We start from the raw sequence: 23,823 nt of genomic DNA on the forward strand, positions 1-23,823 counted from the left end.
CTCAGTAGCGTTACTGGACGCCAGTGACGAGATTCCGGACTTCGGTCCGATAGGTTTCGGGCTGGAGTCCGAGGTCGACATCGACGGTGACCGTGATGCCGTCGCTCAGGTCGTTTTCAACGACCTGTTCGAAGTTCTGTGCCGGGTACGCGCCCCCGGAAATGATGACGAAGTCGCCGTGGTGCCAGACGGCGAACATCGCCGAGATGTCGATGTCGCTGGCCGGTATCTCGACGGCCTCGTTCTCGGTCACGTCGAACGAAATTCCCTCGAAGGGGTACACGGCGGACAGTTCGACCGTCTCGGCTGTCTCGCCGGTGTCGATATCGATTGTTCCCTCGCCGGTTTTCTCGATATCGGTCAACCCCTGGGCTTCCATCTGCTGTTCGAAGCTGTCGCGGGCGTTCGTTCTGACTTCTGCCAGCAGTTCCTTGCGGCCCACGCCAGCCGGGAGATTGTCAAGATTCGGGCTGAAGTCGACGCGGGTGGCGAAAAACACGGAGAGCGCAGTCTGGACCTGATCGAGGGTACGACTGGCGACGCGTTCCTGTAGCTGTTCGTCGACGTACTGGACCGTACTTGAGACGGCCTCGACCGAAACCGGGCCGTAGCTCCGGTCGAACACTGTTTCCGAGGACTGGTCCGTTCGCGTCCAGCCGCCGTCTTCGAGGCGCTGTTTCGGAACGTCCGGTGGCGGTGCCTCGGCCGCGGCCAGAAACGAACACCCCGCAAGCCCGGCGGTTCCGAGGGTGGCTCCGGCAAGCAGGTAGTCTCGACGGTTCATGCCCGAGGAAGGCTACAGCCATGGAAAAGCGTGCTGGCCGATTATCAGGAGTTTCCGGGAAACAACTATGGCGGTGTTTTGCAGAGTTCCACGGAGTATATCAGTACACAAACCATGATAATTCCCATGGATCTGCTATCCGAGAAACTCGTTCCGGAGCACGCACGCGAGGTCAAGGAAGAGGCTCGGGAGTTCGCTGCGGAGCACATCGAACCAGTCGCCGGTGAGTACTACGCGTCCGGGGAGTATCCCTGGGATGTGCTTGAAGCAGCCAGGGAGGCCGGCCTCGTCGCACAGGATATCGGCGAGGAGTGGGGCGGGAGCGGCTACGACCTCCAGCAGATGCTTGCGATGGCGGAGGAGTTGTACAAGGCCGACGCAGGGATTGCGCTGACGATCCAGCTCGCCAGCTTCGGGGCAGAGATCGTCGAGGATCACGGCGCAGACTGGCAGAAAGAGGAGTTCCTCGAGCCCGTCGCCACCGGCGACCAGCTTACCGGCCTCGCCGTCTCCGAGCCAGAGACGGGGAGCGACCTCGCCGGGATGACGACAGCCGCCGAGAAGGACGGCGACGAGTGGGTGCTCAACGGCGAAAAGTACTGGATCGGCAACGGCGTCGAGGCCGACTGGGTGACGCTGTACGCCAAGACCGGTGACGACCCGAACGACCGCTACGGGAACTACTCGATGTTTATCGTCCCGACGGACGCCGACGGCTACCACGCCGAACACATCCCCGAGAAGATGGGCTTCCGGGCGTCCAAGCAGGCTCACATCGTGCTCGACGACTGCCGGATTCCGGAGGAGAACCTGATCGGCGTCGAAGGAGCCGGCTTCTACATGCTCGCCGAGTTCTTCAATCACGGCCGCGTCGTCGTCGGCGGACACGGCATCGGTCTCGCCGCCGCGGCCATCGAGGAGGCCTGGGAGTTCGTCCACGACCGCGAGGCCTTCGGCAAGACCGTCGACGAGTTCCAGGCGGTCCAGCACAAACTGGCCGATATGCAACTCGGTCTCCAGTCCGCCCGAACGCTCACCTGGCACGCGGCCGAACGCGTCGCTAACCAGGAGAACGCCGGTTACTGGGCCGCATTGGCAAAGACTAACGCGACCGAAGCCGCTATGGACTGTGCGGAGAAAGGAATGCAACTACACGGGGGCCGGTCGGTGCTGACGGAGAACCGCATCTCTCGCGTTTACCGCGACGTGCGCATTCCGGTCATCTACGAAGGGGCCAACGACATCCAGCGGAACCTCATCTACAAGCAAGCCCCGATGTAACGGAGAGGGCTCAGTCGATCACTGTCGATTGGTTGATTGCGTCGCAAACGACGTATTTTTCGCTGGAACACCACCCTACGAGTGTTCTGACAGCCCTATACAAACGATCCGACACCACCCTACAAGTGTTCTATCACCACCCTGCAAGTGTTTCCAGTACGACTACAACTGGACCAGAACAGTGGACAGGTGTTCACACCCCACCCTGCAAGTGTTCGCACGGGGGTATGCGTCGTGCGGGGGTGCGCGAGCGTCTGAGATTCCCGAAAACACCACCCTGCAAGTGTTTTTGAGACGTTGTTCGGAGTTCCGATGCGCCACTCTAACACCACCGTGCAAGTGTTTCCCGCACTGGGAGAGACAGACGAGAGCCCACGGGAACACCACCCTGCAAGTGTTCAGGAAAGCCCGTTTTGAGCGGTTTTCCCGGCGAATCGGTGTTGACACCACCCTGCAAGTGTTTTCGAAACGGAATACCGGGAGGCTGTGGTGGAAACGGACGGACACACCGGTCTGCAAGTGTTCTACACACTGCAGTGGAGGGTAACTGCCACATAATCGCTCGGTAGCACTCCGGGTTCACGGTCTACTGTTGGCACACACACACACCACCCTGCAACTGTTCTGGACTGTACAATAGAGGGACTGCCACTGAACACACACACACCACCGTGCAAGTGTTCTGCCATGTGAGTCGGTGGGGGGAGGGGAGCAAATACGCTGGCTACGTGAACTGCCAGAGGTTCTGTTGCTCGTCGTCGGTCGTGTCCGGTGCCTCAAACTCGGTGGCCTCGTCTTCCAGATAGTGTTCGAGTATCCCGTTGACGTTGCTCGGCACGGCATCGCTGTAGGACGACTGGAGCGCGGCGTTGATGATATCGGTCGCGTCGTCGGTGACCTCGTAGATGTACTTGCGCCCACCCTTGCGACCGAGGTTGCGTTCGGCCGAGCGGACTAGCCCTTGCATGGAAAGCTGGTCGAGGAACTCGTAGATCTTGCGTTCGGATTTCACGCGGCGGCCACTCGACTCCGCAATCGAGGAGTAGAGGTTGTAAATCCGCTTTGTCGACGCCTCGTGTTTCGGTTCGATGAGCGCAAGCGTCGTCGCGAGGTACGTCAGCGCCTGCTGTGAACTCAGGTCGTGCTCGAAGTAATCCAGCAGTTCGTCGGTTTCGATAGTGTCTGTCGCCCGTCGCGTATGTGCTTCTGTCACACCGTCCGCGCCCTCCATCCGCGCGTACTCTCCGGCCTTTTCGAGGATTCGGAGTCCCTGCCGAACGTCGCCCCGTTCCTGCGCCGAGAAGGCCGCCGCCAGCGGGACGACATCTTCGCCGAGCACGTCCTCTCGGAACGCAATGTCGGCGTAGTAGCCGAGAATGTCTCGGAGTTCCGTTGCGTCGTACGGACCGAACTTGATCTCTCGCTCCCCGAGCGTCGATTTCACTTTGGGTTCCAGCACGTCGACGAACTTGAGGTCGTTCGAAATCCCGATGAGTCCGACCTTCGCATCGGTGATCGGCGTGTTCTCGTTCGCTTCGGCCCGCGGCAGTTCATACAGGAAGTCGTTCCGCGCGTCCGCTGGAATGTTGTCGATCTCGTCCAGGATGATGAGGACGTTCCCACCCACGGCTTCGATCTCCTCGTAGAGGAACTCGAAGACGCTGTCAGTGCTGTAGCCGCTCTCGGGGAGTTGGTTCTCCGGATCTCGGAACTCGTTGACGAGTGTGTTGACCAGGGCGTACGCCGACCGGTAGTTCCGGCAGTTTATCGGACCGACAACGGTGAGTGGGATGTCCTCGGCCTCGGCCTTCTCTTCGAGTTTGTCCCGTACCCACTTCGTAACGGCAGTCTTTCCGACCCCCGTTGGGCCGTAGACGAAGACGTTGTTGGGGTCGTGGCCGACGATGACGTCCTGAAGCGCGTTGATGTAGAACTCGATCTCCTCGTCGCGGTGAAAGATCGTATCCGGCGTGAACGTGTCTTTTTTCAGCGGTTGCTTTCGTTCGAAGATCGCGTCAGTCCCATCGAACGGGTTCTCGTTCACGTCGACCATCGTACGCCACCTTTTGAGTGACTCTATATAAAACCAGTGACCACCGTACAAGTGTTTCAAGTGTTTTCACGCCGAACAGTCACACACCACCCTGCAAGTGTTTCTTCGATCCCTCTGGAAAACAGCCACGAACAGTCTGCTGCACCGACCCTTCATCTAGAACACTTGAGTCCTGCGATTCTCGACTGTCTCGTTCTGGACCGTATCTAGAACTAGTAATACTATTATATATTTTATGGTAAAGGCAATAAATCATATTCACCATCGAACGTCCACCTCCATAGAATTCAAGCTACAAGTGCTTCAGAGCACTCATATCTGCATATACGAATAGTCTTCTGATCATTTACTCTCAGTAGAATCGAACAGCCTACCGCTTCTTTAAGTATGCAGTGGGACCCTCCCCCTCCCCACCTCCACCCCTGCAAACACCGAGAACACTTGCAGGGTGGTGTGTGTGGGTCCCGCTTTTCCACCGACATTTCGTTATAAAGGTCTCTCGGCATCGATATAGCCTGCAATCCCTGCCACAGCGAACGATGGATGATATAGCGAACTAGCCTGCTCCCCACGCGCACGGCACCGCTCTTTACTTTCTGACAGCCCGTAGACACCGTATGGACGACCTTACAGTGACGTTCGTCGACCGGGGCCGCGTACAGGCTGATCGAAACTTCGTCGTCGACGGCCACAGCGTCGCGACGGCCTCGGACCGCGACCCGGAACACGAGTACGAAACGTACGTCGTGTGGAACCTCATCGTAGAGACGCCCGAGATGACTATCCTCTGGGACACTGGCTCGCATCCGGAGGCCGGCGACGGGTACTGGCCGACGCCGCTGTACGAGGCGTTCGCACACGTTGACGCCGAGGAGCACGCCCTGCCGGCGGATCTCGAAGATGCGGGCTACAGCATCGACGACATCGATGCCGTCGTGATGAGCCACCTGCATTTGGACCACGCTGGCGGCTTGCACAACTTCGCGGGAACAGACGTCCCGATCTACGTCCACCGGGAAGAACTCCCGTACGCGTACTACAGCGCCAATACGGACGACGGCTCTATCGCCTACCTCGCCAGCGACTTCGACCGGGACCTGAACTGGGAGATCGTCCACGGCGACAGCTATCATCTCACCGATGGGGTCGAACTGTTGCACCTTCCCGGCCACACGCCCGGGCTCATGGGCGCGTTCATCGACCGGCCGGGCCAGTCGCTCCTCGTCGTCGGCGACGAAGCGTACGTCGAGGCGAACTACGCGGGCCAGCCGATGGCGACGAGTCTCCTGTGGAACAACGGCGCGTGGAAGGAGAGCCTAGAGCGGTGCCGCGACCGACAGCGGGCGACGGGGGCTGAAGTGCTGCTCGGCCACGACCTCGCGGTGTTCGAGGATGTGTCTGGGACTGCGGATTGATTCGATATCGGCGTGAGATTAGTCCGGCACAGCGACAAGCGTTCGGCGCTCCCTGTCGTCGGTCGCCACGACCCATCGGTCTTCGTGGCGCTCGATGACTGCCCACACGCCGAAAAACAGGTGCAACTCCAGTTCGAGACCGTTGACGCGCTCTCCGGTCTCCTCGATGCGGAACTCTCTGGACTCGGCCACGTTCGTCATCTCAAGAGCGGATGCCAACCGACGGCAAGCCGTAGTAATGATCGCGCTGGCCGGTTCGAACGCGGCTCACTGTTCGAGATAGCCGTAGGTCTCCTCCAGATAGTCGATGATCCAGTCGACCGTCGACTCGTCGTAGGTCCAGAAGCCGTAGAACTCGCGTGGCTCGCGCTCCTCGGCCAGCAAGGCGCACTTCTGGGTCGGGTCACCGCCGCCGTCGAACACGACGAACCACGAGTCGGCGATCTCGTCCGACCGTTCCAGATGCAGCGAGAACGTGCTGTACTCGGGTGGCTCGACGTCAGGGACGGCATAGGCGTGAACGTCCACGTCGGTCTCACCCAGCCGTTCGTAGAGGTCGAGTTCGCCCTGAAGCGTAGACAGTGTCTGGAAGCCGGCGTGCAGCGTTCCCTGTCCCACACGCCACGCGCGGTCCTCGATCTCGCGGGACGCGGCCGTCATCCGCTGGATAGACCACGAGGTGAACATCGTCTCGTCGAGGTGGTCGAGAATCGACGCGTACGGGCTGTCGTCCCGCGTGATGTACTGACGGCCTTCGTCAAGCGAGTCGGTAAACGAATTGAGACTCGCGGCCGCGATGACCGCTTCGTCCTCGCTGAGAGTGATAAACTCGCCCGGGCGTCCGCTCTCAGTCTGCTCGGTCTGAACGTGGACGTTGCGGTCCGCGAAGCGCTCGCGCAGGTCTTCAGCCGCTGTCGGCCCGGCGTTGAAGACAGTCAGCGTCTTCTGATGGTCCTCGACGCCAGCGATGAGTTCCGTTAACGACATCCTCGACTATACATCGGTAGTCACTGTGTTAGTCGTTGCGGGAGGAAGTTGCATGGCTTACTATTGCTGGCTGACACCTGTCTCCCAGACGGATATCTCGCCCCTGTGAACGTGTCCCAACAGCGACGGACTTCAATTTCGAAAACGGCAATCTGAGGTACCTGAGCCGAAAGATAACGATTAATGAGTGGTGATGTAGTGGAAAATCTTTAGTCATGGCCCCCCAACGGGATGATACGGCACCAGAGCTGGGGCCGAGGATTTCACCATGACAGACAACGAACTAATCTGGCGAATCGCCGGTGGTTCCGGTGACGGAATCGACTCGACAAGCCAGAACTTCGCGAAGGCCTTGATGTGGTCGGGGCTGAACGTGTTCACACACCGCCATTACCCGTCGCGTATCCGCGGCGGCCACACGTACGTGGAAGTACGTGCGAAAGACGAGCCAGTACAGTCCCGCGGGGACGGCTACAACTTCCTGCTGGCCCTGGGTGACTCCTTCGCCCGGAACCCGCAGGAAGAGGCCTACTACGGCAAAGAGGAGCTGAAACCGCTGTACGAGAACTTCGACGACCTCCGCGAGGGCGGCGTCCTCCTCTACGACGAGGGACTGCTCGACGAGGAAGACGTCGACGAGATCGGTCTCGAAGAGGCCGCCGAGGAGAACAACTGGCACGTCGTCCCGATGGACCTCCGCGGCATCGCCAAGGAGCACGGCCGCGAGATCATGCGGAACACGGCCGGTATCGGCGCGACCGCGGCCATTCTCGACATCAGCACCGACGAGTTCGAGAAGCTCATCAAACAGAACATGAGTGGCGACATGCAGGAGGCGAACCTCAACGTCCTGCACGACGCCTACGAAGCCGCAAGCGAACTCGATATCGATCACGACATCGAGGTCCCCGAGGGCTCCCACGACGAGGAGCAGGTCATCCTCTCGGGCTCGAACGCCATCTCCTACGGCGCAATCGACGAGGGCTGTCGCTTCATCTCGGGCTACCCCATGACTCCGTGGACCGACGTGTTCACGATCATGTCACAGCACCTGCCCTCGTTCGGTGGGATCTCCGAACAGGTCGAAGACGAGATCGCGGCCGCCGCGCTGGCCCTCGGTGCGTCTCACGCCGGCGTGAAAGCCATGTCCGGGTCATCCGGCGGTGGCTTCGCGCTGATGTCCGAACCGCTCGGACTGGCGGAGATGACCGAGACGCCTATCGTGCTCGTCGAAGCGATGCGGGCCGGCCCCTCGACGGGGATGCCGACCAAGCCCGAGCAGGCGGACCTCGAACACGTCCTGTACACGTCACAGGGCGACTCCGCCCGCGTCGTGTTCGCGCCGGCGAACATCCGCGAGTGCTACACGCAGACCCGCTCGGCGTTCCGCATCGCCTACGAGTACCAGATCCCGGCTATCGTCATCTACGACCAGAAGATCCAGGGCGAACTCCGGAACCTCCCGGCCAGCCACTTCGACGAGGAACCGAACGCCGATCCCGGCTCGGTCCTCACCGAAGAGGAGATTCAGGACGCCGCACACCACTCCTCCGGGAAGTTCCAGCGCTTCCTCCACGAACCCGAGGACGGCTCGAACGTCAGCCCGCGCTCCGTGCCGGGCCAGAAGGACGGCCGCTTCCTCGCGACGGGCAACGAGCACAACCCATCGGGCCACATCAGCGAGGACCCCGAGAACCGTATCGCCCAGATGAACCGTCGGCTCAACAAGCTCGACGACATCCGTGCTGATCTGGACGAAAACACGTCCCACCAGACCTACCACGGACCCGACGAGGCCGACTACGGCATCCTCGTGTGGGGCAGCCAGCAGGGGACCGTCTTCGAGGCCGTCGACAGACTCAACGAGAACGGCCATTCCGTGAAGGCGCTTGGCGTCTCCGACATGGCTCCGTACCCGAAGGAGGAGGTCTCCGAGTGGCTCGAATCGGTCGACGAGGCGCTCGTCGTCGAGATGAACGCCACGGCCCAGTTCCGCGGCCTGACTCAGAAGGAACTCGGCAAGTACGGCGACAAGATGTCGAGCCTCCTCAAGTACAACGGCAACCCATTCGAGCCCGCCGAGATCGTCGACGGGTTCGAGTCCAGCATCGACGGCGAGGAACTCGCCGCGAGCAACATGAAGTACGTCCCCGCGGCAGGTGACTAACCAATGAGTGCATTCTCAGCAATCAACGAAGAACGCGAGATCGAGCGCGACGAGTTCACACCCGGCATCGAACCCCAGGCGACCTGGTGTCCGGGCTGTGGTGACTTCGGCGTCCTCAAGGCGCTCAAGCAGGCCATGCCGGAAGTCGGCAAGAATCCCGACGAAGTCGCGCTGTTTACCGGCATCGGCTGTTCCGGGAAGCTCAACAGCTACTTCAACAGCTACGGCTTCCACACCATCCACGGCCGCTCGCTGCCCGTCGCCCGGGCCGCGAAGCTCGCCAACCCCAACCTCGAAGTCATCGCGGCCGGCGGGGACGGCGACGGCTACGGTATCGGTGGGAACCACACCATCCACACGGCCCGTGAGAACCACGACATCACGTACATCGTGTTCAACAACGAGATCTTCGGGCTGACAAAGGGCCAGACATCCCCGACATCGCCGAAGGGCCACAAGTCCAAGACACAGCCCCACGGCTCGGCGAAGTCGCCGATCCGCCCCCTGTCCCAGCAGCTCAACGCTGGCGCGACGTACATCGCCCGGACCGCGGCTGTCAACCCGAACCAGGCGAAGGAGATCATCGCTGAAGCCATCGAGCACGACGGCTTCGCACACATCGACTTCCTGACCCAGTGTCCGACCTGGAACAAGGACGCGAAACACTACGTCCCGTACACGGACGTCCAGCAGTCCGACGAGTTCGACTTCGACGTCTCGGACCGCGCGGAAGCCGCCGAGATGATGCGAAAGACCGAGGAGCGTCTGTACGAGGGCGAAGTGCTCACCGGTCGGATGTACGTCGAGGACGCGCGCCCCTCCTACGGCGAGGAGAAGCGCCAGATCGGCGAGATGCCCGACGAACCGCTCGCAGAGCGGTACTTCGACGAGGACGCGGAGTGGGAGCGGACCTACGACAACCTCCTCGAACACCACAAGTAAGGTCCGCTGCCGGACTGCAGATACCCTCTCGAACGTGGGTTTCTGGTTCGGAAGATATTTTTTCATGCACCGAAAAGATTAGTCCATGAGTGCCGAGTCCACGGAGCGTCGAATCCTGTCGGTCCTTGAAGAGGACGCACAGGCCTCGTACGCAGAAATCGCGGAGCGAGCCGACGTATCGAAGCCGACAGTCCGGAAATACATTCAGAAGCTCGAAGAGGAGGGCGTCATCGTCGGCTACTCCGCCGATGTCGACCCGAAGAAGCTGGCAGGCCAGTCGATTGCCCTTGTCGGCATCGACATCGCGAGCGATTGCTACGTCGAGGCCACGCGGAACCTCAAGGAGATCCCGGAGATGGAGGAACTGTACACGTCCAGCGGCGACCACATGCTGATGGCGGAGGTCCGAGCGATGGACGGGGACTCGCTGGCGGACGTCATCGAAGACAAGATTCTCGCGCTCGACGGCGTTACCGCCGCGCATCCGTCGTTTCTCCAGGAACGGCTGAAGTAACGGGTTTTTAGACGCTCCAGCGCTGACTGCACGGTATGCTTTCTCGGCTGGTGCTCGGACTCGGGCCGACGGCCGCGGACCTTCTCGACGCGATTAGCGACGACCGCGGTGACCTGACAGTCGTGACCCAGGACGAGCACCGTGCTGAAACGCTTCGGGCGGACGGTATCAACGTACTCGAAGCCGACCAGACTGATCCATCTGTTCTCGCCGACCTCGACGTTCACCCCGAGAGCGTCATCGTTGCCAGTGAAGACCCCGAGCGGAACGCCGACGCGGCGACGGCCGCCCGTGACTGCTTTCCCGACGTGTTCCTGCTTGCCTACGCCGGCCGCGGCGCAACGGCGGACCAACGCGACCGACTCGATAGCGTGGCGGACCGGCTGGTTACGCCGGAGTCTGTCGTTACCGACTACGTCACCCAGTCGGTCGGCGACGAAGGAACGCGGGCCAGACAGCTCCATCAGGTACTGCGGGACATCGACGACCACCTCGCCGTCGTCACGCACGACAACCCCGACCCGGACGCGATTGCCAGCGCTGTCGCCCTCGGCGCGCTCGCTGAACGGGCCGATTGCGAGGTGACGATCTGTTACTACGGAGAGATTTCTCATCAGGAGAACCGGGCGTTCGTCAACCTCCTCGATTTCGACCTCCGGAACTTGGATGCTGACTCCCCGGACGAACTGGACGCGTTCGACGCGTTCGCGCTGGTCGACCACTCCAGAGCCGGTGTCAACGACCAGCTCCCACCGGAGACCCCCATCGACATCGTCATCGACCACCATCCGCCGCGCGTCCCGATCGAAGCCCGATTCGTCGATCTCCGGAGCGGCGTCGGGGCGACGAGTACGTTACTGGTCGACTATCTCCGGCGGTTCAACATCGACATTCCGACCCCAATCGCGACGGGCCTGCTGTTCGGCATCCAGGTCGACACGAAGGACTTCCGCCGGGAGGTCGCCGCCGCTGACTTCGAGGCCGCCGCGCATCTCGTGACGAACGCCGACATGGCGACGCTCCAGCGCATCGAAGACCCGAGCGTGAGCCCGGAGACGCTGTCGGTCATCGGCCGCGCGATCGCGAACCGCGAACAGGAGGGCTCGGTGCTTCTGACCGGCGTTGGCGAGATAACCGACCGTGACGCGCTCGCGCAGGCGGCCGACAGGCTGCTCGATCTCGAAGGCGTTCAGGCGACGATGGTGTACGGCGTCGTCGACGGGACGATCTACGCCTCTGCACGGGCTCGCGGGGCGGATATCGACCTCGGCGAGGCGCTGCGGGACGCCTTCGGACAGATCGGGTCCGCGGGCGGTCACGCCGATATGGCGGGCGCACAGATCGACCTGGGGATGATCACCGTCGACGAGCGCGAGGAGTCGCTGGAGGAGATCGTCCGCTCTATCGTCTCTGACCGGTTTCTCGACGCCATCCAGTCGCGGTCCCACCGGCTGCTCGGGCGCGTCTACGCACGCGCCGACTACGACGTGGCCGCGTTCACGGAGTCGACGGCGCTCAGACGGGACAGCGGAGACACCATCACGACGGCTGGAGACACGCCTGCAGGGTCGAGCGACGACACCGCAACGGACTGGAACAGCGATGTGCTGTTTCTGGAAGACGGCGACGAAGACGGAGGCGACGAGCCAGAACAGGCGGACGACGCGGCTGAATCGTCAGACGGTGCGTCGGCCGACGCGTCCGAAGACAGCCCGGAGACGCTCGTCGAACCCGACGACAGCGAACCGTCGTAGGCGAGCCTTTTTTGCCGTCGGTCGAGAACGTCGCGCCGATGGAGGAATCGAGTCGACCGACGGTCGGAGACTACATGACACGCGAGGTTGCCACCGTCGAACTCGACGACACTGTCGGGGAGGTCGCCCGACGTATCGCCGACAACGACCACTTCAGCGGGTTTCCGGTAACAGACGGCCGCCGCGTCGAAGGGTTCGTCAGCGCGCGCGACCTGTTGCTCGCGGAGGACCACGAGCCGATGTTCCGCGTGATGACCGACGACATCCTCGTGGCGCACCCGGACATGGCCGTTCAGGACGCGGCGCGCGTCATCCTGCGGTCGGGCATCCAGAAACTCCCGGTCGTCGACGACGCCGGCCACCTCGTCGGCATCATCTCGAACGCCGACGTGATCCGCTCACAGATCGAACGGGCGACACCGGGCAAGGTGGACAAGCTCGGCCGGACGCTGGAGAACATCCACGGCATCACGACACACGAAGGTCGACGGGAGGTGGAGCTCGACGACCTGACGCCGACACAGACGACGGTGTACGCCGACGAACTCGAAGGCCGGGTGTACGAACTGGAACGCGGGCTAGCGGAGCCGCTCGTCGTCATCGACAACGGCGGGGACCTCCTGCTGGCTGACGGCCACCACCGCGTGAAAGCCGCCGCGCGGCTCGATATCGACGAGATGGATGCTTACGTCATCGTCCTCGACGAGACGGTCGAACTGGGGATGGCCGAGACGGCCGCAGACTCCGACCTGGAGTCGATCGACGATATCGAGGTCGTCGACTACGCGCACCACCCGCTCGTCCAGACGACGGAACGACTCCAGGATTAGTCCCCGCCGGTGTGTCTGACGGTAACATCAAGCTTGCCCGAACCTTCTTACTAAATCATGACATACACCGGAGTATGTTCGACGAGTCGGACCTCCAGCGCATCCGCGAGCAGAAAGGCGAGTGGGAAGCCGAGACACTGGACCCCGTACTGGACGCCTACGGCGAACGCAAGGAGCAGTTCGCGACGGTCTCAAACCTCGACGTAGACCGGCTGTACACGCCGCTCGACGTGGACGACGTCGATTACGAGGAAGACATCGGCTTCCCCGGCGAGGAGCCGTTCACACGCGGTGTCTATCCGACGATGTATCGCGGCCGGCAGTGGACCATGCGGCAGTTCGCGGGCTTTGGGACCGCCGATGAGACCAACGAGCGATTCCACTATCTCATCGACGAGGGCCAGACCGGGCTCTCGACGGCTTTTGACATGCCGACGCTGATGGGGATCGACTCCGACGACGTGATGGCCGACGGCGAAGTCGGCAAGGAGGGCGTCGCCGTCGACACGCTGGCGGACATGGAGCGGTTGTTCGACGGCATCGACCTCGGTGAGGTCTCGACCTCCTTCACGATCAACCCCAGCGCCCCCGTCATCTACGCGATGTACATCGCGCTGGCTGACCAGCAGGGCGTCCCGCGCGAGGAAATCCGCGGGACGCTCCAGAACGACATGTTCAAGGAGTTCATCGCACAGAAGGAGTGGGTCATCCCGCCGGAGCCGTCGCTGAAACTCGTCACCGACACCATCGAGTTCGCCAGTCAGGAGACCCCGAAGTTCAAGCCCATATCGGTGTCGGGGTATCACATCAGGGAGGCCGGCTCGACAGCCGTACAGGAACTCGCGTTCACCCTCGCGGACGGCTTCGCCTACGTCGAGGACTGCCTGAACCGGGGGCTTGAGGTCGACGAGTTCGCCCCGCAGCTCTCCTTTTTCTTCAATTCGCACAACTCCATGTTCGAGGAGATCGCGAAGTTCCGCGCGGCCCGGCGCATCTACGCCCGCGTGATGGACGACTGGTACGACGCGGAGGCTGACGCGAGCAAGCAACTGAAGTTCCACACCCAGACCGCCGGGCAGTCACTGACAGCCCAGCAACCGCTGAACAACATCGTCCGCGTGACGATTCAGGCCCTCGCAGGTGTGCTGGGCGGAACCCAGAGCCTACACACCAACAGCTTCGACGAAGCGCTGGCGCTCCCATCGGAGCAGGCCGTTCGCGTCGCCCTCCGGACACAGCAGATCATCGCGGAGGAGTCGGGAGCCGCCGATATCGTCGACCCGATGGGCGGCAGTTTCGCCATCGAGTCGTTGACCGACGAGGTCGAGGAGAAGGCGATGGCCTACATCAACCACATCAGGGACGAACTCGGCGACGGGTCTGTTCGTGACGGCGTCATTCAGGGGATTCAGGACGGCTACTTCCAGCGTGAGATTCAGGACGCCGCCTACGAGTACCAGCAGCGTGTCGAGAGCGAGGAAGAAGTCATGGTCGGGGTTAACAAGTACACCGTCGAGGAAGATACCGAACCCGAGATTCTCACCGTCGACGAGGACGTACAGGAACGCCAGCGGGACAAGCTTGCGACGGCCAAGGCAGAGCGCGATGACGCGGCCGTGGAGGCGGCGCTCGACGAACTGCAGCAAGTGATCACCAACGGTGGGAACGTCATGCCCGTCATCATCGACGCGGTGAAAGCCTACGCGACGATGGGCGAGATCATGGCCGTCTTCGAGGCAGAGTACGGGAGCTATCAGGAAACGGCCAGCGTCGCCTGACTGGACAGAGCGTACGCTCAATCGTCGCTTGAAGAACTGTTTTCGAGGTGCAACCAACTTCCATCATCACCCGCATCAGGCACACTGATACGACCCGAGCCGTTCCTGGTCGACAGATTCGGACCCGTTCAGGTTGGTCGACTCGGTCAGGACAATCAACTCCACGCGTTCCATCGCGTCGTCGTGGCGTTGATTCCACCGGGAACACAGATACGTTGCGAGCGACTGTCGAAGACTGGGTTCGTGACGGGCTGTCCCGAGGAACTTCTTCCAGCGCTGGTTCGGAAACCGGTCTGACACCTCTGGCGGCCGGGAGAGAGTGACCGGCTCCCCGGTAAGCGCGTCGACCCGATTCCCGGACTCCAGGGGTGCCGGGGCCGCGTACCACCACGTTTCCTGTGGCGGGTCTGGCGCGAACATATTCCAGCTCCGGTCCTCGATTCTGTCCGGCGTACCTGTCGGTGCGGCGACGAAGCCGACTGCGATAGCGTTGAGAACGACAATGGCGACGATCCCGAGCGCCGCTAGCGAAGCCGTCGTCGTAGGGAACCAGATCTGTGGCGGACCTGTCGCTGCATCCGGCCACCGCGGGCGCAACGCTTCGATAGCGGCGGGCCAGCGGTTCGCGAGCCCGTCCCAAAGCGGCGTCGGGAGAAACAGGACCAGCCCGAGAATCGAGACGAGCGGAAACACACCCAGGCGAAACGAGAACGCCATACAGACGTGTGCGGTGACGAACGCCGCGACCAGTGCCGTCCGATACCATCCGGTCCAGATGAGCAACAACGGGGACCCAACGAGCAAAGCGAGCCAGAGCCAGTTTCCCAGTACTAGCACCGGGTCCCAGCCCGCAACCACGTCACCAACGCGGACAGTGAGGTGGTCGAGCTGGAACACGTACCGCACTGCAGTCCCCCGGTGCCAGTACGTGCCACGAAGCTTCATGAGGCCGTTCGTCACGTACACAGCCAGTACTTGCAGGAGGATGCCCGCAGTGCCGGCGGTGGCGACCCGTGTCGAGGCGGAGTCCGGCGGCCCATCTTCCCAGGCACAGCCGAGCGGGAGCAGGAGACTCCAGAACAGCAGCCGGCGAAACAGCGTATCGCCGGCGTTGAGGACGACAGGGTTCCGGAGCTGTATCGATACGAGCAGGACGAACGCGACGCCCGCACTCAGGCGAGAGTGGTAGCCGACCACCAGCGCCAGTCCTGCGAGCGCCGCCAGTCCGAAGGCCACCAACGGTAGCCAGACGGCCCCCGAGACAGTGAGCGGTGACATACCTCCCAGGACCGGATACAGTTCAGTCAGTGTCGAGCGCGGGAACGCACCAGTATCTGTGTAAAACACGACAACGTCCGACAACCGAAGGCCGATGTCGATGAGGAGGCATAGCCCGAGTGCCACTCGAAACGCTGCGAGCGCACGTCGGTCGATAGCGATTCGGCGGACCAGCCACTGGCGGAGGGCAAACTTGTGGCGCATCTGTGGGGGAGGGCGGCGAGACACCAGCTTGGTGTCACGGAGGTGACCATCAGCCAATTTTTAGCCGTGTTAAATTAAGCTGGCGGTCTGCAGGAATCAGGTAGCAAGAGAAAGGCGAGACGGGATAGTGGGTAGAAGCCAGTACAGACCCTCAAGGACCTGCCGTGTCGTCGATTCGCTCGGAGACGTACACGACGAGCCCGAGCAACACGCCGAGGACGATGCCGATGGTAACGAACCCGTAGATAGCGACGCCGAACGGCGTTGGCGGCAGCGCAATCACACCGAACAGTTCGGGTTCGAGGTCCTCCGGTCGGATACTGCCAAGAACGAATCCCATTACACCCGCGAGAACGACAATAGCAACGTACAGACGAAGGACGATTTGCTGCCCGGACCTGGCCTCGGCTGGCTCGCTCATGTGTGAACAACGGCTCGAAGACGATTAGCCTTTTTCACTTCCACGCCGTAGCTATCCTATGTCACAGAAGGAACTGTTGTTTCTCGTCCTGACCGGAATCGCGCTCATGATGTTCGTGACGGCCATGGTACTCGTCTCCGGCGCGAGCTAACAGGCACTGTCAGTTCGGGCGTGGCTGCGAACGACAAAAAGTAGACGAAAACAGAATTCGGCCGCTTACGAGTCGTCTTGTTCTTCCTGGCCGCCGTCAGCGAGCAGCGACGGGTCCTTCTCCGGTGCTTCGGCTTCGAGTTGCTCGTCGAACCACTGGAACTCACGGTCTAGCATGCCGTCGCGTTCGAGGTTCCACGGGTCGCCGTCCTCGACTTTCGGGCCTTCGAGCCAGGACTGGACGATGTTCCAGACGAAGAACAGCTGGCCGATGAACAGGATGAGTGCGCCCACCGTCGCCGCCTGGTGGAAGGTGCTGACCTGCGTCAGCGGCGCGATAGCGCCATCAAACTGGTAGGTGGCGTACCGGCGCGGCATCCCCAGATAGCCGAGCGCAAGCATCGCGAAGAACGTGATGTTGGTCCCGACCATCGAGAACCAGAAGTGGGCCTTGCCGAGGGTGCGCTGGTACATCCGCCCGGTGAATATCGGGAACCAGTAGTAGATGCCGGCGAAGGCCGCGAAGCCGATGGCACCCATCACGATGTAGTGGAAGTGCCCGACGACGTAGTAGGTGTCGTGCAGAATCAGGTCGACGGGAATGGAGGCGAGGAACACGCCAGTCACACCGCCGATGATGAAGTTCGAGACGAAGCCGATACAGAACAGCATCGGCGTCGTCAGGCGCAGGCGGCCGTTCCACATCGTCGTGATCCAGTTGAACGTCTTGACTGCGCTCGGTATCGCGATAGCCAACGAGACAGCCATGAATGAGGCCCGGAGCCGCGGGTCCATACCCGTCGAGAACATGTGGTGGGCCCAGACGCCAAAGGAGAGGACCCCGATGGCGAGCGTCGAGTAGACGACGAACTTGAAGCCGAACAGTTTTCGGCCGGAGAACTTCGGCAGGATGAGGCTGACCAGTCCCATCGGCGGCAGGACGAGGATGTACACCTCGGGGTGGCCGAAGAACCAGAACAGGTGCTGCCACAGCAGCGGGCCGCCACCCTCGACGGCGAAGAACGTCGTCGAGAGGTTCCGGTCCAGGAGGAGCATGACGATGGCGCTCCCCAGCAGCGGGAACGCGAACAGGATGAGCGCGGACTGGGTGAGGATCGTCCACGAGAAGATGTCGAGGTTCGCCCAGTTGACCTCCTCGTTGCGCTCCGTGAAGATGGTCGCGATGAAGTTGATCGCCCCCATCGTCGCTGCAACGCCCGAGAGGTGCAGTCCCAGCAGCATCAGGTCGACGCCGGGGTTCGCCTGCTCGACCGACAGCGGCGTGTACATCGTCCAAGCCGTACGAGCCGGCTCGATCATGTTCTCGGTTACCGGCGCGAGGAAGAATCCGGCCCAGATAAGCAGGGCCGCCGGCGGAAGCAGCCAGAACGCGATGGCGTTGATACGCGGGAACGCCATGTCGTCAGCCCCGATGAGCAGGGGGATGAAGTAGTTCGCGAACGCCGCGATGATGGGCGTCCCGAACAGGAACAGCATCGTGATGCCGTGACTCGTCAGGATGGAGTTGTAGGCGTTGTTGCCGAGGATGGCCCCGGCGGGCGTGACGAGCTGGAGGCGGATGAGCATCGCCATGATGCCGCCCACGGCGAATGCGATGACCGCGTACACCCCGTACAACAGACCGATGTCTTTGTGGTCGACGGTTGTTAGCCAGCGAATGATACCTGCGGGTTTCTCACGGTTGATGACCGCTGCCTCGTCACCCGTGACGGCCCCGCCACCCGCGAGCGGCGTATACGAACGCCAGTTCTCGACACGGGTGAGAAGCGCGGCGACGCCGACGAGGAGGACGGCCATCAGCCCCGTCAGCACAATATCTCCTGCTACCATAGTCGTCCTTCAGGACTGGGACATTATCAAAGGGTCGATTCCTGCAGCAACGATCATAAAACACGGCTTCCATCCGGCGGTGAAACCGCAGAAAGGAGGGACCACCTCGCACTGTCATCCGGTGGCGACCGCGGTCGGCCTTCGAAACGGTTTGTCTGGAACTGTCAGATCAGTCTTCGTGGCCGAGTTCGCCGCTCTCCTTCTCAGCGTTCTCGACGGCCTTCCCCGCGTAGTAGGTCAGGACAGCGAGCAGCAGGAACATCGAGATGATCAGTGCGAACTGCATTCCGGAGAAGACGGGATCCGTTCCGAATGCCGGGAACGCGGCGAACGCGACGATGAAGAAGAGGAGGATCCCGAGCGGGATAACGTTCACAGTGAGGTCGAGCAGGGTGTCTTTTTCGAACCCGAACAGTGCCATGCCTGTCCGTTAGAACAGGTCGGTAAATAGAGTGTTGGTTTCCGAACCGGGCGGGTACCCGTCTCAGGCCGCGGTCTGTTCCATTATCGAGGCGACGCCACCCATCGCGATCATCACGGTGCCCGCCGCGGCGACGGCCACCAGCCGAGTGAGGAGTGGCCCGGTCCCGACGTTCGAGAGCGCGATATCGGCGACCGGGACCTGCCAGAGCGCAAACGCGGCGGCGAGGACGATAAGAACCACTCCCACGCCCAGCAGGGTCGGCCACGGCCGTTCCACGTACCCGGACTCCGTGAGGATACCGGCGATACTGCCGCCGAACAGTATCAGTCCGAAGACGGCTACCGGAAAGAGTCCGACGAACACGCCGATCTCTGACAGTGCTAATCCCAGTGCGACGAACAGCGGCCACGGGCTCGCAGTCGGATACTGGTCGCTTAGTCCCGGCTCCTCTGCCATACACGCACTTACACTCGAATCGACATATGTCCATCGGACCGCGCCCGTGGGCACAAACTATTTGTCTGCCATCCGGCTTGGTGGGAGTAATGAGTACACGCACGGTCGAACGGGTCGACGGCTGGGAGTCGGTTCCGTTCGACGGCGGGTTCGCGGGCCTGCAAGACCTCGCCGGGCAGGAGTTCTCCGGCGCGGTCATCACGGGTCCGACGCGCCTGTTCATGTTGAACGGGACCGTCGTCGGCGTCCTCGACGGCACTATCGAGGACTTCGAGGACGCGTCGGGAACAGCCAAGCGATCACCCCACGAGGCCTTGCCCCTGCTTGCAGTGATGCAGGAGCGGGCCGACGAGGTGAAAGCGCAATACTACACCGAAGACACCGCGCTTGCAGACGTCGATCAAACCCTGTCGAGCGGCAACTTTACGGGCTTTATCGAACTTTCAGAAAACGTCCTCTCGGGGGACTACTACACTGTCTACCACCAGGGCCGCTCGATGAGCGTGGCGTGGGTCGGGAACTCAGACAATCTCATCACCGACGACGAGGCGTTCGAGACGGCCAACGACGAGGTCGGCATCTACGAGGTCATGCCGGTCGACATCGAGCCGATCGAGATTCCGGAACCGCCGGAATCCGCGGCGGACGAGCAGTCAGCGGACCCGGCGGCCGCCGGCGTCGATCCGCTCGACGCTGGCGACGAGACGGCTGTCGCCGACGTACCCACCGACGAGGGTGCAGTGGATAGCACGCCGACAGAGACGGCAGCACCGGACGAACCGACACCACAGGACGACGCCAGCGATGAACTGGCGGACCCATCCCCGGACCCCGTCGGAGATACCGAAGCCGGTGGAACCGACGAGGCTGAACAGGCCCAGACCGCAGCAGAGTCGACACCGGACCGCGGCCCTGCAAGCAGCGGCCCGCCGGGGTCGAAAGCCGCCGGCGCGACTCCGGGCCGGTCCCGCCGCAGTTCTGAGTCGGACGAGCAATCGAGCGTGGACGAGAAGCCGAATGCGGACAGCCGGTCAGACAGCGGAGCGACCGACCGGGCGGCGACAGATACTGACACCGCGACACGGACGGAACCGAACAACGACGCCGCGACACGGACGGAACCCGACAACGACGCCGTCGAACGGGAGACCAGAGTGCGTGAGACTGCCGGGGAGACCGAACCGAATCGCCCGGCGACGGACCCGTCACAAACGCAGGAATCCCAGCAGGCGAGTGCTCGGAACGCCCCGGCACAGAGCGACCAGACGGCTTCGACGGACCGTCGCGCCGAACCGACCGACGCGAAACCGAACCAGAGCACCGAGTCACGGCCGTCCAAGGCACAAACCGGGACTGGAGCGGCAACGTCGACGCCGGACGCCGGTTCTGGCGGGTCAACCACGGACCTGGAGACGCGCTCGGTCCCGTCGCTGGACCCGAACAAATCCGGGGGTGCTCGGGAAAGCATGACAACCAGCGTGTCCCCCACCCAGACGCCACCGAAAGGTGGGCAACAGGCATCGACCCCGCGACGTGACCAGCCAGCACAGGACGACTCGGCACCGTCGACCGAATCCAGTGTGCAGGGACCAGCACCGGCACAGGAGAGCCGTAGCACACCTGTGAAAGACCCACAGCCGGCCGAGACGCCCAAGACCCAGCCTTCGACAGAGGACCAGCGCCAGTCGCCTGCCGACGAAGAGCCGACACCGCACGAGCAGGAGCGCGTCGCGGAACTGGAGTCCGAACTGGAACAGCGGGCCGAGACGGTGTCGGAACTCGAATCCGAACTCACAGATCTGGAAGCCACGAACCAGGAACTCCGGGACGAGCGCGACCGCCTGGAGTCGGAGCTAGCCGACGCACGGGCCGAGATCGACCGACTGGAGGAACAACTCGACGAGCAGGACGACACCGCTGCGGGTGGCACCCGGCTCAGCGTCGGCGAGGCGATAAACGGGACGAACCTCTTCGTCAGGTACGACTCGAAGGGCAAAGCGACGCTGGAGGAAGCCAAGGACGGCGAGGCGAGTCGCGAGGAAGTCGAGGCGAACCTCAGGCTGGAGTACCACACGCAGTTCGAGGCCGAGGGCGCCACGGTCAACGGGACGCCCTTCGAGGAGTTCCTCGAAGACAGCATCCAGTACCGCTTCGTCAACTGGCTCATCCGGAACCTCCTCTACGAGATTCGGGACACCGGCCACGCGGGAGCGATGAAGGACCTCTACGAGGGCCTTCCGGCTATCGACCGCGCCGAACTGAACGGCAACGTCACGGTGACCTACACGGAGGACGGCCAGGAGAACCGCTCGCAGGAGCGGTTCGACGTCGTCGTCCGCGACCGGATGGGGAACCCGCTGGTCGTCGCCAACATCAACGACTCGCGTGAGCCGGCCTCCGAGGGTCAGATGTCGGACCTCATCCGGAACGCTGAACGGGTCGGCAACGCCTCCGGATCGCTTGCGTCGGCGTTTCTCGTCACGAGCAGCTTCTTCGAGCCGGGGGCGCTCGAAACCGCCGAAGAAGCCACTTCCAGTGGGCTGTTCAACCGCGATAAGCGGAAGAGCTTCGTGAACCTCTCGCGCAAGGAGGGCTTTCACCTCTGTCTGTTAGAAGCGAGAAACCAGGAGTTCCACCTGGCGGTCCCGGAACTCTGAGAAAGAAGCTTAGCCTTCGATTTCGGCCGCGTCTTCGATCTTCATACCTTCGAGCTTGTCGATGATCTCGTCGACCTTCTCGTCTAAGTCGTCGACGAACTCACCGGTCTGTTCGGTCGTGATCGCACCCTGGCTGGAGGGCTCGATGAGGTTCTCCTCTTCGAGAACGCGCAGGGAGTACCGCACCTTGTGGTGCGGGTAGCCGGTTTCGTTGGACATCTTCACGATACCGATAGGCTCGTTCTCGATAACCATGCGAAGCACCTGCAAGTGGCGCTCCAGCATGTCAACTTCCTTTTCAAGCCTGTCTATCATGGCAATTGTTAACTTGTGTTTGCGGTATTTAAAGGTTCTCCCTCGGATAATCGCTACAACGTTGATACGTTCGAACAGGGGTGTCTTAAAACCGTCGTAACGGTTCACATGGGTACTGCTCACGAGCGTGATTTCCGGACCGTAATCTGTTTATCACGGTGGATGGAAGGTGCGTGCGATGACCGTAACCATCGTCGGCTCACAGCTCGGCGACGAAGGGAAGGGCGGCATCGTCGACCTGTACGGCGACGACGTGGACGTCGTCGCGCGCTATCAGGGCGGCGACAACGCCGGCCACACCGTCGTCCACGAGGGCGAGGAGTACAAGCTCTCGCTGGTTCCGAGCGGAGCCATCCGCGGCAAGGTCGGCGTCCTCGGCAACGGGTGCGTCGTCAATCCGCGAACGCTGTTCGACGAGATAGACACGCTCCAGGAACGCGGCCTCGACCCGGACGTTCGCATCGCCGAACGAGCACACGTCATTCTCCCATTCCACCGGGTGCTCGACGGCATCGAAGAGAAGGTAAAGAGTGAAACAGACCAGGAAGTCGGAACGACGGGCCGGGGTATCGGCCCGACCTACGAGGACAAGGCCGGCCGGCGCGGCGTTCGCGTCGGCGACCTGCTCGACCCGGACGTGCTCCGGGAGCGCCTCGAATACGTCGTCCCGCAGAAGCGGGCCGTCGTCGAGGACGTGTACGACCTCGACGTCGACGAACTTGACGACCCGGACGCCTTCGACGTGGACGCCATCTTCGAGGAGTTCCGCGAGTTCGGCCGCCGCTTCGAGGCCGAGGACATGACCGTCAACGCCGGGGCCTTCCTCAGCGCGACCATCGACGAGGGCCAGAACGTCATGCTGGAGGGCGCACAGGGGACCATCATCGACATCGACCACGGGAACTACCCCTACGTCACGTCATCGAACCCGACGGCCGGCGGCGCGGCGACCGGGACCGGACTCAGCCCCGGCGTCGTCGGCGACGGCGAAGTTATCGGTATCGTGAAGGCGTACCTCACCCGTGTCGGAAGTGGCCCGCTGCCGACCGAACTCGGCGGCGTCGTCGGCGACACGCCCGGCTACGACGAGCAGGGCGAAGGCGAGAACGAGGAACTGGCGAACTACATCCGCGAGGAAGGCGGCGAGTACGGGACCGTCACCGGCCGCCCGCGACGTGTCGGCTGGCTCGACCTGCCGATGTTGCGCCACTCAACGCGCGTGTCCGGCTTCACCGGCATTGCCATCAACCACCTCGACGTGCTCGCCGGCCTCGACGAAGTGAAAGTCGGTCACACGTACACGCTCGACGGCGAGGAACTGGCGTCGATGCCCGCGACGACCGAGCAGTGGAAGCGCTGTGAAGCCAACTTCAAGTCCTTCGACGGCTGGCCCGAGGTCGACTGGGCGGACGCCGCCGAGGAGGGGTACGACGCGCTGCCGGAGAACGCGAAAGCCTACGTCGAATACATCGAGTCCGAACTCGACACGCCGGCCTACGCCATCGGCGTCGGCCCCGGCCGCGGCGAAACTATCGTTCGCGAGCACCCGTTCTAGCGGGCTG

General features: G+C 62.4%; 20 protein-coding genes. 10 read left to right on the forward strand and 10 right to left on the reverse strand.

The window, feature by feature from the left end; all coding sequences use genetic code 11:
- Positions 1 to 10: 10 nt before the first annotated feature.
- Positions 11 to 784 (reverse strand): DUF6517 family protein, encoded by a 774-nt coding sequence (locus tag ACNO8S_RS08790; protein ID WP_014040644.1) that lies wholly within the window; start codon positions 782 to 784, stop codon positions 11 to 13.
- Positions 785 to 910: 126 nt separating this feature from the next.
- On the opposite strand from ACNO8S_RS08790, the gene ACNO8S_RS08795 reads away from it, so the two are divergent.
- A complete protein-coding gene (locus tag ACNO8S_RS08795; RefSeq protein WP_008313353.1) occupies positions 911 to 2,065 on the forward strand; it encodes an acyl-CoA dehydrogenase family protein in 1,155 nt (384 codons plus the stop codon).
- A 724-nt stretch (positions 2,066 to 2,789) separates the two neighbouring features.
- On the opposite strand, the gene ACNO8S_RS08800 is transcribed toward ACNO8S_RS08795, so the two are convergent.
- A complete protein-coding gene (locus ACNO8S_RS08800; RefSeq protein WP_008313351.1) occupies positions 2,790 to 4,118 on the reverse strand; it encodes a Cdc6/Cdc18 family protein in 1,329 nt (442 codons plus the stop codon).
- Between the two features lie 617 nt (positions 4,119 to 4,735).
- Between ACNO8S_RS08800 and ACNO8S_RS08805 the strand changes: the two genes are divergently transcribed.
- On the forward strand, positions 4,736 to 5,533 hold the full coding sequence (locus tag ACNO8S_RS08805; RefSeq protein ID WP_129755279.1) for an N-acyl homoserine lactonase family protein: 798 nt from the start codon (positions 4,736 to 4,738) through the stop codon (positions 5,531 to 5,533).
- 18 nt (positions 5,534 to 5,551) lie between these two features.
- On the opposite strand, the gene ACNO8S_RS08810 is transcribed toward ACNO8S_RS08805, so the two are convergent.
- Positions 5,552 to 5,734, reverse strand: coding sequence for a hypothetical protein (locus ACNO8S_RS08810; protein ID WP_420181801.1), 183 nt, complete (start codon positions 5,732 to 5,734; stop codon positions 5,552 to 5,554).
- A gap of 66 nt (positions 5,735 to 5,800) precedes the next feature.
- Positions 5,801 to 6,520: a DICT sensory domain-containing protein gene (locus tag ACNO8S_RS08815; protein ID WP_064287445.1), complete on the reverse strand. Its 720-nt coding sequence runs from the start codon at positions 6,518 to 6,520 to the stop codon at positions 5,801 to 5,803.
- Positions 6,521 to 6,788: 268 nt separating this feature from the next.
- On the opposite strand from ACNO8S_RS08815, the gene ACNO8S_RS08820 reads away from it, so the two are divergent.
- The 6 genes from ACNO8S_RS08820 (at position 6,789) to ACNO8S_RS08845 (ending at position 14,505) form a co-directional block, all read left to right on the forward strand.
- Positions 6,789 to 8,687, forward strand: coding sequence for a 2-oxoacid:acceptor oxidoreductase subunit alpha (locus ACNO8S_RS08820; protein WP_014040648.1), 1,899 nt, complete (start codon positions 6,789 to 6,791; stop codon positions 8,685 to 8,687).
- Between the two features lie 3 nt (positions 8,688 to 8,690).
- Positions 8,691 to 9,629 carry a thiamine pyrophosphate-dependent enzyme gene (locus tag ACNO8S_RS08825; RefSeq protein WP_008313341.1) on the forward strand — a complete coding sequence of 313 codons (939 nt, stop codon included), beginning with the start codon at positions 8,691 to 8,693 and terminating at the stop codon, positions 9,627 to 9,629.
- 85 nt (positions 9,630 to 9,714) lie between these two features.
- Positions 9,715 to 10,143, forward strand: a complete 429-nt coding sequence (gene lrpA1 / locus ACNO8S_RS08830) for an HTH-type transcriptional regulator LrpA1 (protein WP_004591923.1) — start codon at positions 9,715 to 9,717, stop codon at positions 10,141 to 10,143.
- A gap of 35 nt (positions 10,144 to 10,178) precedes the next feature.
- Positions 10,179 to 11,897 carry a DHH family phosphoesterase gene (locus ACNO8S_RS08835; protein ID WP_420181802.1) on the forward strand — a complete coding sequence of 573 codons (1,719 nt, stop codon included), beginning with the start codon at positions 10,179 to 10,181 and terminating at the stop codon, positions 11,895 to 11,897.
- A 38-nt stretch (positions 11,898 to 11,935) separates the two neighbouring features.
- Positions 11,936 to 12,727: a CBS domain-containing protein gene (locus ACNO8S_RS08840; protein ID WP_008313337.1), complete on the forward strand. Its 792-nt coding sequence runs from the start codon at positions 11,936 to 11,938 to the stop codon at positions 12,725 to 12,727.
- 74 nt (positions 12,728 to 12,801) lie between these two features.
- Positions 12,802 to 14,505 (forward strand): methylmalonyl-CoA mutase family protein, encoded by a 1,704-nt coding sequence (locus ACNO8S_RS08845; protein ID WP_151103504.1) that lies wholly within the window; start codon positions 12,802 to 12,804, stop codon positions 14,503 to 14,505.
- Positions 14,506 to 14,580: 75 nt separating this feature from the next.
- On the opposite strand, the gene ACNO8S_RS08850 is transcribed toward ACNO8S_RS08845, so the two are convergent.
- The 5 genes from ACNO8S_RS08850 to ACNO8S_RS08870 form a co-directional block, all read right to left on the reverse strand.
- On the reverse strand, positions 14,581 to 15,987 hold the full coding sequence (locus tag ACNO8S_RS08850; protein WP_420181803.1) for an HTTM domain-containing protein: 1,407 nt from the start codon (positions 15,985 to 15,987) through the stop codon (positions 14,581 to 14,583).
- Between the two features lie 151 nt (positions 15,988 to 16,138).
- A complete protein-coding gene (locus ACNO8S_RS08855; protein ID WP_146417178.1) occupies positions 16,139 to 16,408 on the reverse strand; it encodes a DUF7520 family protein in 270 nt (89 codons plus the stop codon).
- Positions 16,409 to 16,624: 216 nt separating this feature from the next.
- Positions 16,625 to 18,409 (reverse strand): cytochrome c oxidase subunit I, encoded by a 1,785-nt coding sequence (locus tag ACNO8S_RS08860; protein WP_014040655.1) that lies wholly within the window; start codon positions 18,407 to 18,409, stop codon positions 16,625 to 16,627.
- Positions 18,410 to 18,578: 169 nt separating this feature from the next.
- Positions 18,579 to 18,830, reverse strand: a complete 252-nt coding sequence (locus ACNO8S_RS08865; protein ID WP_008313331.1) for a DUF6684 family protein — start codon at positions 18,828 to 18,830, stop codon at positions 18,579 to 18,581.
- A gap of 63 nt (positions 18,831 to 18,893) precedes the next feature.
- Positions 18,894 to 19,289, reverse strand: a complete 396-nt coding sequence (locus ACNO8S_RS08870) for a DUF7541 family protein (protein ID WP_014040656.1) — start codon at positions 19,287 to 19,289, stop codon at positions 18,894 to 18,896.
- A gap of 89 nt (positions 19,290 to 19,378) precedes the next feature.
- Between ACNO8S_RS08870 and ACNO8S_RS08875 the strand changes: the two genes are divergently transcribed.
- Positions 19,379 to 21,946: a DUF7527 domain-containing protein gene (locus ACNO8S_RS08875; RefSeq protein ID WP_151103505.1), complete on the forward strand. Its 2,568-nt coding sequence runs from the start codon at positions 19,379 to 19,381 to the stop codon at positions 21,944 to 21,946.
- A gap of 9 nt (positions 21,947 to 21,955) precedes the next feature.
- On the opposite strand, the gene ACNO8S_RS08880 is transcribed toward ACNO8S_RS08875, so the two are convergent.
- Positions 21,956 to 22,261, reverse strand: coding sequence for a hypothetical protein (locus ACNO8S_RS08880; RefSeq protein WP_004516266.1), 306 nt, complete (start codon positions 22,259 to 22,261; stop codon positions 21,956 to 21,958).
- Between the two features lie 178 nt (positions 22,262 to 22,439).
- Here ACNO8S_RS08880 and ACNO8S_RS08885 point away from each other — a divergent pair, with 178 nt between their 5' ends.
- A complete protein-coding gene (locus ACNO8S_RS08885) occupies positions 22,440 to 23,816 on the forward strand; it encodes an adenylosuccinate synthase (protein WP_420181804.1) in 1,377 nt (458 codons plus the stop codon).
- Positions 23,817 to 23,823: the final 7 nt, after the last annotated feature.

The sequence above is a fragment of the Haloarcula sp. KBTZ06 genome, assembly GCF_048595605.1.
Lineage (GTDB): Archaea > Halobacteriota > Halobacteria > Halobacteriales > Haloarculaceae > Haloarcula > Haloarcula hispanica.